The sequence below is a fragment of the Kitasatospora sp. NPDC050463 genome, assembly GCF_040655255.1.
In the GTDB taxonomy this organism is placed as follows: Bacteria; Actinomycetota; Actinomycetes; order Streptomycetales; family Streptomycetaceae; genus Kitasatospora.
Window position 1 is genome coordinate 182,030 of sequence record NZ_JBFAJO010000002.1, and the last position, 16,233, is coordinate 198,262.

The 16,233-nt window shown below is 72.3% G+C and carries 17 protein-coding genes; 10 read left to right on the forward strand and 7 right to left on the reverse strand.

Annotated elements, in window-relative coordinates; genetic code table 11:
• Window positions 1–50: 50 nt before the first annotated feature.
• The 5 genes from ureG to AB0J08_RS02495 are packed head-to-tail and all read right to left on the reverse strand — an operon-like array spanning window position 51 to window position 3,791.
• Window positions 51–782, reverse strand: coding sequence for an urease accessory protein UreG (gene ureG / locus AB0J08_RS02475; RefSeq protein WP_360625591.1), 732 nt, complete (start codon window positions 780–782; stop codon window positions 51–53).
• Entirely contained in the window at window positions 772–1,437 is a 666-nt protein-coding gene (locus AB0J08_RS02480) for an urease accessory UreF family protein (RefSeq protein WP_360625594.1), read from the reverse strand. Before AB0J08_RS02480 ends, ureG begins: the two co-directional genes overlap by 11 nt.
• Entirely contained in the window at window positions 1,437–3,173 is a 1,737-nt protein-coding gene (locus tag AB0J08_RS02485; protein ID WP_360625597.1) for an urease subunit alpha, read from the reverse strand. Before AB0J08_RS02485 ends, AB0J08_RS02480 begins: the two co-directional genes overlap by 1 nt.
• The gene (locus AB0J08_RS02490) at window positions 3,166–3,477 is read right to left on the reverse strand and encodes an urease subunit beta (RefSeq protein WP_360625774.1); all 312 of its coding nucleotides are present in this window, start codon (window positions 3,475–3,477) and stop codon (window positions 3,166–3,168) included. Before AB0J08_RS02490 ends, AB0J08_RS02485 begins: the two co-directional genes overlap by 8 nt.
• 11 nt (window positions 3,478–3,488) lie before the next feature.
• On the reverse strand, window positions 3,489–3,791 hold the full coding sequence (locus AB0J08_RS02495; protein WP_360625600.1) for an urease subunit gamma: 303 nt from the start codon (window positions 3,789–3,791) through the stop codon (window positions 3,489–3,491).
• 395 nt (window positions 3,792–4,186) lie between these two features.
• On the opposite strand from AB0J08_RS02495, the gene AB0J08_RS02500 reads away from it, so the two are divergent.
• A complete protein-coding gene (locus AB0J08_RS02500; RefSeq protein ID WP_360625603.1) occupies window positions 4,187–5,851 on the forward strand; it encodes an APC family permease in 1,665 nt (554 codons plus the stop codon).
• Between the two features lie 161 nt (window positions 5,852–6,012).
• Here the strand turns inward: AB0J08_RS02500 and AB0J08_RS02505 are convergent, their stop codons facing one another.
• Window positions 6,013–7,638 carry an FAD-dependent monooxygenase gene (locus AB0J08_RS02505; protein WP_360625606.1) on the reverse strand — a complete coding sequence of 542 codons (1,626 nt, stop codon included), beginning with the start codon at window positions 7,636–7,638 and terminating at the stop codon, window positions 6,013–6,015.
• A 306-nt stretch (window positions 7,639–7,944) separates the two neighbouring features.
• Here AB0J08_RS02505 and AB0J08_RS02510 point away from each other — a divergent pair, with 306 nt between their 5' ends.
• The 7 genes from AB0J08_RS02510 to AB0J08_RS02540 are packed head-to-tail and all read left to right on the forward strand — an operon-like array spanning window position 7,945 to window position 13,187.
• Window positions 7,945–9,111 carry a SchA/CurD-like domain-containing protein gene (locus tag AB0J08_RS02510; protein ID WP_360625609.1) on the forward strand — a complete coding sequence of 389 codons (1,167 nt, stop codon included), beginning with the start codon at window positions 7,945–7,947 and terminating at the stop codon, window positions 9,109–9,111.
• Between the two features lie 45 nt (window positions 9,112–9,156).
• Window positions 9,157–9,591: a cupin domain-containing protein gene (locus AB0J08_RS02515; RefSeq protein ID WP_360625612.1), complete on the forward strand. Its 435-nt coding sequence runs from the start codon at window positions 9,157–9,159 to the stop codon at window positions 9,589–9,591.
• Window positions 9,588–10,844, forward strand: a complete 1,257-nt coding sequence (locus tag AB0J08_RS02520; protein WP_360625615.1) for a beta-ketoacyl-[acyl-carrier-protein] synthase family protein — start codon at window positions 9,588–9,590, stop codon at window positions 10,842–10,844. The genes AB0J08_RS02515 and AB0J08_RS02520 overlap by 4 nt, the downstream gene beginning before the upstream one ends.
• 5 nt (window positions 10,845–10,849) lie before the next feature.
• Complete coding sequence (locus AB0J08_RS02525) at window positions 10,850–12,091, forward strand: beta-ketoacyl synthase N-terminal-like domain-containing protein (protein WP_360625618.1); 1,242 nt, start codon at window positions 10,850–10,852, stop codon at window positions 12,089–12,091.
• A 40-nt stretch (window positions 12,092–12,131) separates the two neighbouring features.
• The gene (locus AB0J08_RS02530; protein WP_329490975.1) at window positions 12,132–12,392 is read left to right on the forward strand and encodes an acyl carrier protein; all 261 of its coding nucleotides are present in this window, start codon (window positions 12,132–12,134) and stop codon (window positions 12,390–12,392) included.
• A 1-nt stretch (window position 12,393) separates the two neighbouring features.
• Window positions 12,394–12,849: an SRPBCC family protein gene (locus tag AB0J08_RS02535; RefSeq protein ID WP_360625621.1), complete on the forward strand. Its 456-nt coding sequence runs from the start codon at window positions 12,394–12,396 to the stop codon at window positions 12,847–12,849.
• 5 nt (window positions 12,850–12,854) lie between these two features.
• A complete protein-coding gene (locus AB0J08_RS02540) occupies window positions 12,855–13,187 on the forward strand; it encodes a TcmI family type II polyketide cyclase (protein WP_360625624.1) in 333 nt (110 codons plus the stop codon).
• Window positions 13,188–13,363: 176 nt separating this feature from the next.
• On the opposite strand, the gene AB0J08_RS02545 is transcribed toward AB0J08_RS02540, so the two are convergent.
• A complete protein-coding gene (locus AB0J08_RS02545; RefSeq protein WP_360625777.1) occupies window positions 13,364–14,011 on the reverse strand; it encodes a DUF4360 domain-containing protein in 648 nt (215 codons plus the stop codon).
• Window positions 14,012–14,311: 300 nt separating this feature from the next.
• Here AB0J08_RS02545 and AB0J08_RS02550 point away from each other — a divergent pair, with 300 nt between their 5' ends.
• Both AB0J08_RS02550 and AB0J08_RS02555 read left to right on the forward strand, forming a co-directional pair.
• Window positions 14,312–15,625 (forward strand): tyrosinase family protein, encoded by a 1,314-nt coding sequence (locus tag AB0J08_RS02550; protein WP_360625627.1) that lies wholly within the window; start codon window positions 14,312–14,314, stop codon window positions 15,623–15,625.
• A gap of 1 nt (window position 15,626) precedes the next feature.
• The gene (locus AB0J08_RS02555; RefSeq protein ID WP_360625630.1) at window positions 15,627–16,133 is read left to right on the forward strand and encodes a hypothetical protein; all 507 of its coding nucleotides are present in this window, start codon (window positions 15,627–15,629) and stop codon (window positions 16,131–16,133) included.
• Window positions 16,134–16,233 lie beyond the last annotated feature (100 nt).

Below are 16,233 nucleotides of genomic sequence, written 5' to 3' on the forward strand. Positions count from 1 at the left end.
GGCGGCCACGGCCGGCACCACCCCGTCCAGGGTCGTTCCCGTGTGGAGCGTCACGGCCGGGTGCGCCAGTCGGCCAGCCGCTCCCGGACCCAGGCGGCGACGGGTGCCACGCCGTCGGGCGAGGTGAGCGCGCAGAACACGGTCGGCAGCGCGCCGCGCTGCGCGGCGGCGTCCCGGGCCATCACGTCGAGGTCGGCGCCGACCAGCGGGGCCAGGTCGGTCTTGTTGATGACCAGCAGGTCCGAGGTGGAGACCCCGGGCCCGCCCTTGCGCGGGATCTTGTCGCCGCCGGAGACGTCGATGACGAAGATCTGGTGGTCGACCAGGCCCCGGCTGAAGGTGGCGGTGAGGTTGTCGCCGCCGGACTCGACCAGGACGAGGTCGAGCGGCCCGACCGCGTCCTCCAGTTCCTCGACGGCCTCCAGGTTGGCGGAGATGTCGTCGCGGATCGCGGTGTGCGGGCAGCAACCGGTCTCGACGGCGGCGATCCGCTCGGGCGGCAGGACGGCGTTGCGGAGCAGGAACTCCGCGTCCTCGGTGGTGTAGATGTCGTTGGTGACGACGGCGAGCGACAGCTCCGCGCGCAGCAGGCGGCAGAGCGCGGCGACGGTGGCGGTCTTGCCGGAGCCGACCGGGCCGCCGAGGCCGATCCGCAGGGCGCGCCGATGAGCACCCTCGGCGGTGGACGCGGAGGCAGCGGTGCCGGCCGAGGCAGCGGTGCCGGCGGAGGCGTAGGTGTGGCGGACGGGGGCGTCGACGGGGTCGGCGTGGTCACGATGCAAAGAGGCGGACCTTCCAGGAGTGGTGCTGCTCGGCGTAGACGTCGAGCAGCGGCGCGGAGGCGGCGGGCAACGCGTCCGGGTCGCCGCACAGGGCGGCGGCGACGGCGGCCTCGGCCACGGCGTCGAGTTGGGGGGCGAGGCGGGCCAGCGCGGCCGCGACCTCGTACGGATCGAGACCCAGGAGCCGCACACAGGCGGTGGCCGGGCCGTTGACGCTCTCGTGGGCGGCGGCGGTGGCGGCCTGGGCGGGGGTGAGAGCGGCGGCCAGGGCGGCGGTGCCGAGGGCGACGCTCTGGTGCGCGCCGCGCGGGAACTCGGCTGCCAGCCGGTCGAGTCCGGGGTGCGGCCAGGCCGCGCGGGCGGCCCGGAGCAGTTGGCGGCCGAGCCGGCGGCTGGTGGCGCGCAGGGCCGGTGAGGGGGTGCGGGCCTCGGCGGCCGCGTCGAGGCGGCCCGCGTCCTGCCCGGCGGCGGCGGCCGCGGCCAGGGCGGCCGACACCAGGCCGGTGGTGTGCAGCCGCCCGGTGAGGAAGGCCGCCATGCTCGCGGTGTCCCGCACCCGCCCGGCCCGGACCGCCGCCTCGGCGCCGCCGGAGTGCGCGTGCCCGCCGGCGGGGAACCGGCCGTCGGCGAGCAGCAGCAGCGCGGAGAGGCCCATCAGAAGAGGAAGTACCGCTGGGCGAGCGGCAGTTCGGTGGCCGGTTCAGGGGTGACGAGTTCGCCGTCGATGGTGACGGTGAAGGTGTCGGGCTCGACCCGGACGTCCGGACAGGCGCTGTTGTTGACCATCTGCTCCTTGGTGACGCCGCGGGTGTTCCGGATCGCGGTGAACTCCTTGGCCACACCGAGCTGTTCGGCCAGCCGCTCGGGCAGGCCGCCCTCGATCGCCGCCGCCGCCGTGAAGTTGAGCGAATTGGCCGCCGCCGAACGCCCGGTGGCGCCGAACATCGGCCGGGGCAGCACCGGCTGGGGCGTCGGGATGGACGCGTTGGCGTCGCCCATCTGCGCCCAGGCGATCTGGCCGCCCTTGACCACGACGTCCGGCTTGGCGCCGAAGAAGGCGGGCGACCAGAGCACCAGGTCGGCGAGCTTGCCCGGTTCGACCGAGCCGATCTCGCCGTCCAGGCCCTGGGCGACGGCCGGGTTGATGGTGTACTTGGCGACGTAGCGCCGGGCCCGGTGGTTGTCGGCGCGGCCGTCCCCGGCGAGCGCGCCGCGCCGGGCCTTCATCACATGGGCGGTCTGCCAGGTCCGCAGGATCACCTCCCCGATCCGGCCCATGGCCTGGGAGTCGGAGCTGATGATGGAGATAGCACCGAGGTCGTGCAGGATGTCCTCGGCGGCGATGGTGGACGGCCGGATCCTGGACTCGGCGAAGGCGAGGTCCTCCGGGACGTGCGGGCTCAGGTGGTGGCAGACCATCAGCATGTCGAGGTGCTCGTCGACGGTGTTTACGGTGTGCGGCCTGGTCGGATTGGTGGAGCTGGGCAGCACGTTCGCGGCGCCGACCACGGTGATGATGTCCGGCGCGTGGCCGCCGCCCGCGCCCTCGGTGTGGTAGGCGTGGACGCCTCGCCCGGCGATCGCCGCGAGGGTGTCGCCGACGAACCCGGCCTCGTTCAACGTATCCGTGTGGATGGCCAGTTGGGCGCCGGTCTCGTCGCAGACCCGGAGGCAGGCGTCGATCGCCGCCGGGGTGGCGCCCCAGTCCTCGTGGATCTTGAAACCGAGTGCGCCGGCCCGCAGCTGGTCGTGCATCGAGGCCCGGTTGACGGTGTTGCCCTTGCCGAGCAGGCCGATGTTGACCGGCAGGCCGTCCAGCGCCGCGAAGACCCGGCCGAGATGCCAGGCGCCGGGGGTGATGGTGGTCGCCTTGGTGCCCTCGGCCGGCCCGGTGCCGCCGCCGACCAGGGTGGTGACGCCGGAGGCCAGCGCCTCGTCCACCAACTGCGGGCAGATGAAGTGGACGTGGGCGTCGACGGCCCCGGCGGTGACGATCCGGCCGTTGCCGGAGATCACCTCGGTCTCCGGGCCGATCACCAGCCCGGGGTGGACGCCGTCCATGGTCTCGGGGTTGCCGGCCTTGCCGAGCGCGGTGATCCGGCCGTCCCGGATTCCGATGTCGGCCTTGACGACGCCCCAGTGGTCGAGCACCACGACGCCGGTGATGACGGTGTCCGCGGCGCCCTCGGCGCGGCTGGTCCGGGCCTGGCCCATCGACTCGCGGATCACCTTGCCACCACCGAAGACGGCCTCGTCGCCGCCGCGACTGCGGTCCTCCTCGACCTCGATCAGCAGATTGGTGTCGCCGAGCCGGATTCGGTCCCCGGTGGTCGGCCCGTACAGGTCGGCGTAGCGTTCGCGGGTCAGCCAGAGGGCGGGCCGGTCAGTCATCGAGCGCCCCTCCCGTCTCGCCGCGCAGGCCGAGGACTTCGCGCCGGCCTCCGATCGGGACGAGTTCGACCTCCACCGGGATGCCCGGCTCGAAGCGGACGGCGGTGCCGGCGGGGATGTTCAACCGCAGACCGCGGGCGGCCGCCCGGTCGAGCTCCAGCCCGGGGTTGGCCTCCCCGAAGTGGTAGTGCGAACCGACCTGGACGGGCCGGTCGGCGCCGTTGACGACGGTCATCCGGGTGACGGCCAGGCCGGCGTTGAGGCCGATCGCACCTTCTCCGTAAAGGATCTGACCCGGGATCAGACGTTCGGCGCTCACTGGATCGGCCCGTGCACGGTGACCAGCTTGGTCCCGTCCCGGAAGGTCGCCTCGACCTGGACGTCCGGGACCATCTCGGCGATGCCCTCCATGACGTCGTCCCGGGTGAGCACCTTGCGGCCGGAGTCCATCAGTTCGGCGACGGTCCGACCGTCCCGGGCGCCCTCCAGGACGTGCGAGGTGATCAGGGCGACCGTCTCGGGGTGGTTGAGCCGCAGCCCCCGCGCCCGGCGGGAGCGGGCCACGTCGGCGGCCACGTGGATGAGCAGGCGTTCCTGCTCGTGGGGGGTGAGTTTCATCTGCGCGCACCTCAGGAGGGGGTTCAGAGCGCGCGGACACGACGTTGTGCCGCGGTAGTGGCGCATACCGTAGCGGACGAAGCACCCGGTCGGCAGCCCACCTCACCGATTCCACCCGGCATCCCTATACGGTCCGCACTATTTCTATAACCCTATTTGCCGTCAACATTGCCGGATCTTGCACGGAAGCTCAAATGACGCTCAAATGCTGGACCTACTGGCGAGTCACGTAACAAGCACATGAACAGAAGGCCCCCTACCAGCGGGAATATCCCGCGAAGTAGGTAAACATTCAGTAATGAAATCTGTGCATAGGCCTATGAATACGCCTACTGTGTGGCAACTCTCCGCGCTCCGCCGTCCGCCGGGGCCCCCACACCACAGAGAGATTTCGCATGGCATCCCTCAACCAGCTGTCCCCGCCGAGCACCGGCACTTCTCCCGACTCCGGGACACCCACCCACCGGTCGCTACGCCGCGAGGTCGGCCTGATCGGCCTGCTGTGGGCCTCGGTGGGTTCGATCATCGGCTCCGGCTGGCTGTTCGGCGCCAAGAACGCGGTCATGGTCGCCGGTCCGGCCGCGCTCATCTCCTGGGGCATCGGCGCCGTCGCCATCGTGCTGCTCGCCCTGGTGCACGCCGAACTCGGCGGGCTCTTCCCCGTCGCCGGCGGCACCGCCCGCTACCCGCACTACGCCTTCGGCGGTCTCGCGGGCATGTCCTTCGGCTGGTTCTCCTGGCTGCAGGCCGCGACCGTGGCGCCGATCGAGGTCGAAGCCATGATCGGCTACGCGGGCCACTGGGAGTTCGCCAAGAGCTTCCTGAACGACAACGGCACCCTCACCACCAGCGGCTTCGTCGTCGCGGTGCTCCTGATGGGCGTCTTCGTCGCGGTCAACTTCCTCGGTGTGCGGGTGCTGGCCCACACCAACTCGATCGCCACCTGGCTGAAGATCTTCGTCCCGCTGCTCACGATCTTCGTGCTCGCGCTGACCAACTTCCACGGCTCGAACTTCACCTCGCACGGCTTCGCCCCGTTCGGCATCAAGGGCGTGCTCGCCGCGATCAGCTCCAGCGGCATCATCTTCGCGCTGCTCGGCTTCGAGCAGGCCATCCAGATCTCCGGTGAGAGCCGCAACCCCAAGCGCGACATCCCCCGCGCGGTGCTCGGCTCGGTCGCCATCGGCACCCTGATCTACGTCCTGCTCCAGGTCGTCTTCATCGGTGCGCTGCCGATCAGCTCCTTCGCCAACGGCTGGGACAAGCTCGACTTCCCCGGCATCGAGGGCCCGTTCGCCGGCCTCGCCACCCTGGTCGGCCTCGGCTGGCTGGCCTGGGTGCTCTACTTCGACGCCATCGTCTCCCCCGGCGGCACCGGCCTGATCTACACCACCTCCACCTCCCGGATCTCCTACGGCCTGAGCAAGAACGGCTACGCGCCGCAGAAGTTCGAGCAGCTGGACAGCCGCGGCGTGCCGTGGTTCGGTCTGATCCTCTCCTTCGTCACCGGCGTCGTCTGCTTCCTGCCCTTCCCGAGCTGGCAGGAGCTGGTCGGCTTCATCACCTCCGCCAGCGTGCTGATGTACGCCGGCGCGCCGCTGGCCTTCGGCGCCCTGCGCCGCCGTCTGCCCACCCGCGAGCGCTCCTACCGGCTCCCGCTCGGCGGCGTGATCTCCCCGCTGGCCTTCGTGGTCGCCAGCCTGATCATCTACTGGGCCGGCTGGCACACCCTGTCCCGCCTGGGCATCGCGATCGTGCTCGGCTACGTCCTGCTCGGCAGCTACGCCGCGTACGCGATCCGCAAGGGCCTGCCGAACGCCCCGCGCCTGGACTGGCGGGCCGCCCAGTGGCTGCCGGTCTACCTGGTGGGCCTCGGCCTGATCTCCTGGCAGGGCGGCTTCGGCGAGGGCCGGGGCAACATCCCGATGTGGTGGGACATGGGCGCGGTCGCCGTCTTCGCCCTCGCCGTCTACTTCTGGGCGATCCGGGTCGCGCTGCCGGCCGAGGCGATCGAGCAGAACATCGAGGACATCGAGGTGGTCGACGCGGGCGGTCACTGACCCTGCGCCGACGACACGGCTGGGCCCGCCGGTGTGCACCGGCGGGCCCAGCCGTTTTCGCCCGCTCGCCTCCGGGCCGCCCGATCCGGTGCCGACGGTCGGCGCTCCGTCGCTCCGTCGCTTCTCCCGTTCGGCACCGGCCCGGCCCTTCGGCTCGGGGCTTACAGCTTCAGCACCGTGCGCAGCGCCGCCTCCACCGCCGCCTCCGGGTCCGCCACCGCGTCCTCGCTGCGCCAGGCGACGAAGCCGTCCGGGCGGACCAGCACCGCACCGCCCGGCCGGACGCCGTGCAGCTCGGCGAAGTCGGCGCCGGGCTCGGGCGCCAGGTCGTCCTCCGCTCCGGTGCCGATCCGGTAGGCGTCCAGCGGCACGGCCAGCCGGTCGGCCGCCCGGCGGGCGCCCTGGTGCCAGGCCGTGCCCTCGGGACCGGTCAGCAGCACCATCGCCTGCTCGTACAGGTCGAGGGTGGAGAGCCTGACACCCGCCCGCAGCAGCCACTGGTGCGGCGCCCGACTGCCGGGCTCACCGCCCGACTCGAACGCCTCGGGCACCACCGGGCCGGTCGCGTCGGCTCCGGCCACCGCGCCCACCGGGTAGCGGTAGCCGAGCGCCACCGCCAGCACCCCGGCCTGCCGCCCGACGCCGGGGACCACCGCGTACCCGGGGTGGCTGTGCTCCGCCGAGCGGGCCGAGGCCCGCTCGCTGGTGACCTCCGCCACCGGGCGGCGCTCCTGCCCGTACGTCTCCAGCAGCCCCGGCCCGGCCCAGCCGCAGAGCACCGCGGCCAGCTTCCAGGCCAGGTTGTGGGCGTCCTGGATGCCGGTGTTGGAGCCGAAGGCGCCGGTCGGCGACATCTCGTGCGCGGAGTCCCCCGCCAGGAAGACCCGCCCGGCGGAGTAGCGCTGCGCCACCCGCTCGGCCGCGTGCCAGGGGGCCTTTCCGGTGACCTCCACTTCGAGGTCCGGCACCCCGACGGCGGCCCGGATGTGCCGGACGCACCGCTCGTCGGTGAACGCCTCCAGCGGCTCGCCGTGCTCGGGGTGCCACGGCGCGTGGAAGACCCACTCCTCGTTGTTGTCCACCGGCAGCAGCGCGCCGTCGGCCTCCGGGTCGGTCAGGTAGCAGGCGATGAAGTGCCGGTCGCCCACCACCTCGGCCAGCCGCTTGGCCCGGAACGTGATGCTGACGTTGTGGAACAGCTCGCCCTTGCCGCTCTGGCCGATGCCCAGCGCCTCCCGCGCCGGGCTGCGCGGGCCGTCCGCCGCGATCAGGTACTGCGCCCGGACCGACCGCTCCTCGCCGGTCTCCCGGCTGCGCAGCAGCGCCGTCACCCCCTCGCCGTCCTGCTCGAAGGAGACCAGTTCGGTGCTGAACCGCAGGTCGCCGCCGTACTCGCGGGCGGCCCTCAGCAGGACCGGCTCCAGGTCGTTCTGGCTGCACAGGCACCAGGAGCTGGGGCTGAACCGGGCCAGCCGGCCGCCCGGGTCGATCTCCCGGAACAGCCACTCCTGATCCTCGCCGGTCAGCGAGGGGGCCTGCAGGATGCCGTGGTTCGCGGCGAGCACGGAGGCGGCCTCGCGGATCGCCGGCTCGATCCCGGCTCCCCGGTAGAGCTCCATCGTGCGGACGTTGTTGCCTCGGCCACGCGGGTGACGCGAGGTGTCGGCGTGCTTCTCGACGAGCAGGTGTCTGACACCCAGTCGGCCCAGGAAGAGTGAGGCCGACAGCCCGACCAGCGAGCCGCCGACGATCAGGACCGGCACCCGGTCGTCAACCTTCGGATTCATCAATTGCTCCAGCCTGTACGGGGGTTCGCGGACCGGCTGCGGGGCTCGGCGCCGCCCTCGGCGGGGCCTGCGCGCACGCCGGCCCCGCTCTTGCATCCCCCGTGCTGGGTACCTTCTGCCGCCTCTTCGCTCGGATGGCCCGCATATCTCGCGCCACTCGTGGGGTCCGCGCACGATCGACCTCAGGCCTGGCCCGCACCCGCCCGGGCCCGCCTCCACCGCACCGCCCTCCCCCGCCGGGGCCCGTCCGGACCGAAGCCGCCCGGCGCGCCCGACGCGGACAGCCCCGAAGCAAGAAAGTGGATCATGACGACTCTGTCCGAACCGCAGGCCGAGCAGCACGCCGAGTCCCACACCCGGCTCCGCGTGATGCTGATGCTGGAGATCAAGGACGGCGCCCAGCAGCGCTTCCTCGACGTGTACGAGAAGCTGCGCCACCAGGTGGCCTCGGTCCCCGGCCACGTCAGCGACCAGCTCTGCCAGTCGATCAACGACCCGAGGCAGTGGCTCATCACCAGCGAGTGGAAGGACCAGGAAACCTTCCTGGAGTGGGTGGACAGCCCGGCCCACCGCGAGATGGTCAAGCCGATGCACGGCTGCGTCAGCGACACCTTCCGCTCGCTGCGCTACTCCATTCTCCGGGAGACCTCCGCCGCCGGCGCCACCGGCACCCGCAAGCCGGTGGCCGTGCCGCCCGGCATGCCGCGCACCACGCCCGCCGGGCACGTCGGCCCGCCGCAGGCCGCCCCCGGCCCGGACGGGGTGGTCCGGCACGCCCTGACCTTCACCGTCAAGCCCGGCAGCGAGCACGAGGTGGCCCGGATCCTCTCCGGCTACACCTCCCCCAAGGCCGAGGTGGACGAGACCACCCGGCTGCGCCGCACCTCCCTGTTCATGCACGGCAACCGGGTGGTCCGGGCCGTCGAGGTGATCGGCAGCCTGGGCGACGCGCTGCGCCACGTGGCGATGCAGCCCGAGGTCCGGGCGGTCGAGGAGGCGATCAACCCGTACCTGGAGGAGGCCCGCCAGCTGGGCGACCCGCAGGCGGCCCGCGCCTTCTTCGCCCGGGCGGCGCTGCCCGCCGAGCACCAGGCGATCGCCAGCTCCCCGGCCTCCGGCCGGCTGCACCGGCACGCCGTGCTCTACCCCGTCAAGCCCGGCAACGGAGCGGCGGTGGCCGCCCTGCTCGCCGAGCACGACAACCTTGCCACCGCCGACCCGACCGGCCCGCTGTCGGCGAGCACCGTCTTCCACCGGGAGGACGTCGTGGTCCGCCTGGTGGACCTGCGGGTACCCGCCGAGGCCGAGCCGGCCGCCGCCCTCGGCGTGGCCGGCGAGCGCGAGGCCGCCGTCCTCGGCCGCCTGCTCGACCTCGGCCCCGAGGGCGACCTGCGCACCGTCGCCGGCCTGAGCGCCTTCCTCGCCGCCCGCGCCATGAGCCCGGTCACCGACCGCAGCTCACAGCTCACCTGACCGACCATCGGCCCTCCGCCGGCACCGACCCCGAAGGAAGAAACCATGTCCACGCAGTACCCACGGATCGTGCACGTCGACGAGGCACCGGAGAACCGCCGGCGCGGCGGCGACCTGCGCGCCATCCTCACCCCCACCACCTGCGGTGCCACCAGCGGTTTCATGGGCCTGGCCATCGTGCAGCCGGGCGAGCGGATCGGCGAGCACTACCACCCGTACTCCGAGGAGTTCGTCTTCGTGGTCTCCGGCGACCTGGAGGTGGACCTGGACGGGGAGACCCGCCTGTTGAAGCCCGACCAGGGCCTGATGATCCCGATCGACATGCGCCACCGCTTCCGCAACGTCGGCGACACCGAGGCCCGGATGGTCTTCCACCTCGGCCCGCTCGCGCCCCGCCCGGAGCTCGGCCACGTCGACACCGAGGAGACCGACGGAGCCGTGACCTCCGGCCCGCCGGAACACGCCAAGGTGGCTTCGTGACACGGCGGGTCGCCGTCACCGGGATCGGTGTGGTCGCGCCGGGTGGCGTGGGCGTGCCGGCCTTCTGGCAACTGCTCACCTCCGGCCGGACGGCGACCAGGGGCATCACGCTCTTCGACCCCACCGGGTTCCGGTCCCGGATCGCCGCCGAGTGCGACTTCGACCCGACGGCCCACGGCCTGAGCGCCGACGAGGTCCAACGGGCCGACCGCTACGTGCAGTTCGCGATGGTGGCGGCGGACGAGGCGGTTGCCGACGCGGGCCTGGACCTGGCCGCGGAGGACCCGTGGCGGATCGGCGTCTCACTCGGCACCGCCGTCGGCGGCACCACCCGGCTGGAGCACGACTACGCCCTGGTCAGCGCCGGCGGCGCACGCTGGGACGTGGACCACCGGCGGGCCGAGCCGCAGCTGCACCGCGCCTTCGCACCCAGCACGCTGGCCTCCGCGGTCGCCGAGCGCACCGGTGCGCACGGCCCGGTGCAGACCGTCTCCACCGGCTGCACCTCCGGGTTGGACGCGATCGGCTACGCCTTCCAGGCGGTCGAGGAGGGGCGCGCCGACATCTGCATCGCCGGCGCCTCCGACTCGCCGATCTCCCCGATCACCGTCGCGTGCTTCGACGCCATCAAGGCCACCAGCGAGCGCAACGACGACCCGGAGCACGCCTCCCGCCCCTTCGACGCCCACCGGGACGGCTTCGTGCTCGGCGAGGGCGGCGCCGTCCTGGTACTGGAGGAGCTGGAGCACGCCCGGCGGCGCGGCGCCCGGATCTACGGCGAGATCAGTGGCTTCGCCACCTTCGGCAACGCCTACCACATGACCGGCCTCACCCAGGAGGGGCTGGAGATGTCCCGGGCGATCGACGACGCGCTCGCCCACGCGCGGGTGAACCGCACCGACGTCGACTACGTCAACGCGCACGGCTCGGGCACCAAACAGAACGACCGGCACGAGACGGCGGCCGTCAAGCGCTCGCTGGGCGAGCACGCGTACGAGACGCCGATGAGCTCGATCAAGTCGATGGTCGGGCACTCGCTCGGCGCGATCGGCGCGATCGAGGTGGTCGCCTGCACCCTCGCACTGGCCCACGGCGTGGTACCGCCGACCGCCAACTACGAGACTCCGGACCCGGAGTGCGACCTCGACTACGTGCCGCGCACCGCGCGCGAGCTGCCGCTCCGTCACATTCTGTCGGTCGGCAGCGGATTCGGCGGATTCCAGTCCGCCGTCGTGCTCAACAGAACGGGGTGAGATCCATGACGTCACGTCAGCAGGGCCGCCGGGCGGTGGTCACCGGCCTCGGCGTGGTCGCGCCGAACGGCGTGGGGGCCGACGCCTTCTGGAAGGCCACCAGGCAGGGCGTGAGCGTCCTCGACCGGATATCCCGCGAGGGCTGTGCGGACTTTCCGCTGCGGATCGCGGGCCAGGTGCGGGACTTCGATCCGAAGTCCGCGATCGACAGCCGCTATCTGGTGCAGACCGACCGGTTCACGCACTACGCGATGGCCGCCGCCGACCTGGCGGTGGCGGACGCCGGGTTCGTTCCCGATCCCGACCGGCCCTTCGGGGTGGGCGTGGTGACCGCGGCCGGCTCCGGCGGCGGCGAGTTCGGACAGCGCGAGTTGCAGCAACTCTGGGGACAGGGACCGCAGTTCGTGGGTCCTTACCAGTCCATCGCCTGGTTCTACGCGGCCAGCACCGGCCAGGTGTCGATCCGCGGCGGCTACAAGGGCCCGTGCGGGGTGGTCGCCAGCGACGAGGCCGGCGGCCTGGACGCCCTCGCACACGCCGCCCGGTCCATCCTGCGAGGCACCGACGCGGTGGTGGCCGGGGCGGCCGAGGCCCCGCTGGCGCCGTACTCGATGGTCTGCCAGCTCGGCTATCCCGAGCTCAGCCTGGCCGATCGGCCGGACCGGGCCTACCTCCCGTTCTCCGCCGGGGCGAACGGCTTCGCCCCGGCCGAGGGCGGCGCGATGCTGCTGCTGGAGGACGAGGAGACGGCCCGCCGGCGCGGTGCCACCGTCCGGGCGTACCTGGCCGGGCACGGCGCCACCTTCACCGGCGCCTCCCGCTGGGAGGAGTCCCGCGAGGGGCTGGCCAACGCCATCCGGATCGCGCTCGACCAGGCCCGGATCGCCGCGGAGGAGGTCGACGTGGTCTTCGCCGACGCCCTCGGCGTCCCGGCCGCCGACCGCGCCGAGGTACTCGCCCTGGCCGACGCCCTCGGCCCGTACGCCGAGCGGGTACCGGTGACCGCGCCGAAGGCCGGCACTGGACGGGCCTACTGCGGCGCCCCGCTGCTGGACACCGCCGCCGCGGTGCTCGCCATGGAGGACGGCGTGGTGCCGCCCACCCCGAACGTCACCGAGGTCTGCCACGACCTCGCCCTGGTGACCGGCCGCGCCCGCCCGGCCGAACTGCGCACCGCACTGGTGCTCAGCCGCGGGCTGATGGGCTCCAACGCCGCGCTGGTGCTCCGGCGCGGTGACCGGGCCTGACCGAACCACTCCTTCCGCAACGAACTGAAGGGAACATCCCGTGAGCAACACCCTCAGCCACCCCGAACTCGCCGCGCTGATCCAGGCCCGGGCCGGCGTGGTCATCGACCCGCTCGACCTGGAGCGCCCGGGCGCCAGCTTCGACGACTTCGGCGTGGACTCCCTCGGCCTGCTCGGCGTGGTCGGCGAGCTGGAGAACCGGCACGGCGTGAAGGTCACCAACGGAGCGGAGTCGGCGAAGACGCCGGCCGAGTTCCTCGACCTGGTGAACTCCTCGTTCGCCACGAAGGCCGGTGCCTGAGATGCCCGGACACACGGACAACGAGATCGTCATCGCCGCGCCGCTCGACCTGGTCTGGGAGATCACCAACGACCTGGAGAACTGGCCGCAGCTGTTCAGCGAGTACGCCTCGGTCGAGGTGCTGGAGCGCGACGGCGACAGTGTGCGCTTCCGGCTCACCATGCACCCCGACGAGAACGGCCAGATCTGGAGCTGGGTCTCCGAGCGCACCACCGACCGGGCCTCGCTCGCGGTGCGCGCCCGCCGGGTCGAGCCCGGCCCGTTCGAGTTCATGGACATCCGCTGGGAGTACGCGGAGGTCCCGGCCGGGACGAAGATGCGCTGGGTCCAGGACTTCGCGATGAAGCCCACCGCGCCGGTCGACGACGACGGCATGGTGAACCACATCAACCGCAACTCGCGCGTCCAGATGCAGCTGATCCGCGAGAAGGTCGAGAAGCAGGCGGGGGAGGTCTGAGCCGGATGCACCGCGCACTGATCGTCGCCCGGATGAAGCCGGACGCCGCCCACGGCATCGCCGAGGTGTTCGCCGAGTCCGACCGGGGCGAGCTGCCGGACCTGATCGGCGTCACGGGGCGCAGCCTCTTCCAGTTCGGCGACGTCTACCTGCACCTGATCGAGGCGGACCGACCGCCGGGCCCGGCGGTCGCCAAGGTGGTCGGGCACCCGGAGTTCCGGGACGTCAGCGACCGCCTCACCGCCTACGTCCAGGCCTACGACCCGGCCACCTGGCGGGGGCCCAAGGACGCCATGGCGCACGAGTTCTACCGGTGGGAGCGCGGCAGCGCGGGCTGACCGAGCCACCCACCGCAGCGGGCCGCCCCCCGGCGCAGTTCGGGGGGCGGCCCGCGGCGGCCCGGGCGGGGGGCCCGCCCGGCGGGCGCCCCCCGGAGGGGGGCCGCCCCCACGGCCCGGGGGGGCCCCCCCCCCGCTGCGCACGGGCCGGCGCGCCGGCCCGTGCGCAGCCTCCGTCAGGGGCACTGCCTCCAGGCCAGGTGGTAGGTGGTGTTGATGCTGCCGTCGGTGGAGTCCATGGTCATGAAGCTGGTGGTCGTGGTCGGGTCCGAGGTGCCGGCGCTGACCCGCAGTTCGGTGTTGATGTTGAAGTTGCGGAGCTCGCCGCAGGGCGCCCAGACCAGGGCCGCCACGGCGACGCTGTCGGTCGCCTGCCAGCTGTCGTCGACCGCCCCGGTGAAGCGGTGGCTGAGTTTGGTGGTCTGGGGCGAGCCCTGGAAGTAGTAGTTCGCCTGCTGCACGGCACTCGCCCCCTTCGCCAGGTGCGCGTAGCCCCGGTAGTCGGCGGCTGCGATCGCGTAGGTGAAGCCCTGCGGGACGTGGACGTTGAGGTTGAGCTGACAGTTCTTCCGGAAGTCGGTGGGCTTGGATCCGACCCCCACCTGGGCGATGTAGTCGCTGTAGGTGACGGTGAAGGCCGTGTTGTCCGGGGAGACGGCGATGGCGGCCGTGCCGGCCGGGCAGCCGGATCCGTTGACGGTGGCCACGTCGATGACGATCCTGTCCGGCGGCGGCGTGGTCCAGCCGGTGGAGACGGCTCCGCCGCCGACACCGGTGAGCGAGGAGCCGAGCAATGCTGCCGCCGCACCGCCGAGGGCCATCATGCGTACAGTCACGGGCGTTTCCTTCCGTTGTCCCGCCGGCCGCGAGCAGCGCACCCCCACGTGCGAGCCGGACGACGGGTTGGCGAGTACATGTCACCACCGCAAGGTCGGTGCGGCCAGGGGCGCGGACCGGCGCATCACGAAGCGCCGGGGCGGACCGGCCGGCGCCGGGCGGGCACTCCGGCGGGCACTGCCCGCTCGGGCGGTACTCCGCCCGACTGTACGGCGAGCCGCCGCGCCGCACGGCTACCGAGGGCGGCCAACCGGTGCGCATACGTTGTGCCGCAACGGAGGTGATCCATGACCAAGAGCCGACGCGACATCAACTCCCTGAGCCCCGCCGAGCTTGACGACTACATCCACGCCCTCGGGATCCTGCGCGCGCGATCCGCGGCCGACCCGTCGGACGCGACCGGCTACGACTTCCAGGCCGCCCTGCACAACGGTGGCATCGACAGCAACGGTCTCACCGTGGGCCCGTGCGAGCACGGCACAGACCAGTTCCTGCCGTGGCACCGATCGCACCTGTACCACTTCGAGAAGCTCCTGCAGGAATCCGACCCGCCGCGGACGGCGAACGTCACGCTGCCGTACTGGGACTGGCTGCACCCGCAGGCGGACGGGAAGTTCCCGCCCGCGTTCTCGCTGCCCGAGCTCGCCATGGACCGCAACCCCGACCCCGTGGATCTGCCGCCCAACACCCTGGAGATCGTCACCACCGAGACCGACCAGGGCTTGTTCGGCGGCTTTCCGTCGGCTCACCCCGGGGCCGACTTCGGGCGCCTCGAGGGCGGGCCGCACAACTTCATGCACAGCGACTTCATCGGCGGCCTGATGGCGGACCCCGGGTCGGCGGCGATGGACCCGATCTACTTCAGCTTCCACGCCTTCATCGACCTGCTCTGGGCCGAATGGCAGCAGCGCAACGGATCGCCGCCCCTCACCTCTCCCGACCACAATCTGCGCGGGTTCGACTCCCAGGTCAAGCACAAGACCGCGGACTTCGCCGACACCGTGGCTCTGGGCTACGACTACGCGTACACGGACCGGCTCAAGGCGGACTTCGCGGTGGAGACCCCGCAACCGGTCACCCGCCGGCTGCTGGCGACCGAGCCGCTGAGCCTGGTGTCCGCACCGAATCTCACGGCTTCGCTGCGCAGCAACGCCCGGGCCAAGTTCAGCCTCGCGGCCCCACCCACCGAGGCCCGGAAGGTCATGGTGCGGCTCGACGACCTGAAGGTCCCGGTCGCCGGCAGCTACGTGCTGCGCGCCTACGTCCACCCGGCCGACGTCCACTTCCGCGCCGACGACGCGGACTTCGCGAGCCGCTACGGCGTCGGCTACGTCGCGATGTGGCAGGCACACCGCATGGCCACCGGCGGCGACCACGCTCCCGCCCACACCGGCGGCGCGCAGCCGCACTCCCACCCGGCCGAGTGCAACGCGCGCTTCGACATCACGGCCGTCCTCGACGCGTCGGACGCCGCCCCGGAGGACCTGGTACTGACGCTCCAGTACCTCCCGTCGCCCGACCCTTACGGGCGCCCGCGGGAAGCACCCGGACTGCTCGACGAGGTCGCCCTGCAGGACGTTCTGATGGAGGTGTACAGCTGAGATGCGCACACCCGTCTTCGAACTCCACATCCGGCCCATGATCCGGTCCACCGACCGTGTCCACATGGACTTCTTCACCGACCTCTGGGACTACGACTCCGTGGTCGCGAACGCCGACGACATCCTCTCCCGGGTCGACACGGGCGGCGGCATGCCGCCGGAAGGCACCGGCGGGCCCTGGCCGGAGGAGTGGGTCGCGCTCTTCCGCCGCTGGAACGAGAGCGGGCACAAGCGCCTCCAGCTCGGCACCGCGACCTTCGCCTTCAGCAACGCGGGCTCCACCCACGCCGTCACCGCGACCGGCACCTTCCCCGCCGCCGGATTCAACGGCTGGCTCCAGCTGGAGAACGAGACTGACAGCGCGAAGACGTACACCCTCTACTACGAGGCCCCGGACGCCCCCGTCCCCGGCGTGCCCGCCGCCTTCACCCTGAAGGAGAAGTACCGGGCCACCGACACCCGCTCCGTCTTCGTCCGCGACAGCACGGGCGTGCAGCAGCTGCACTGAGCCATACCGCGGCGCGCGGAGGGTGACCTCGGTTCGTACGACTTCGTCTTCCCCTCCGGACAGGCGGCGGCCGACACCATCAAGTACCGCCGGGAAGAGG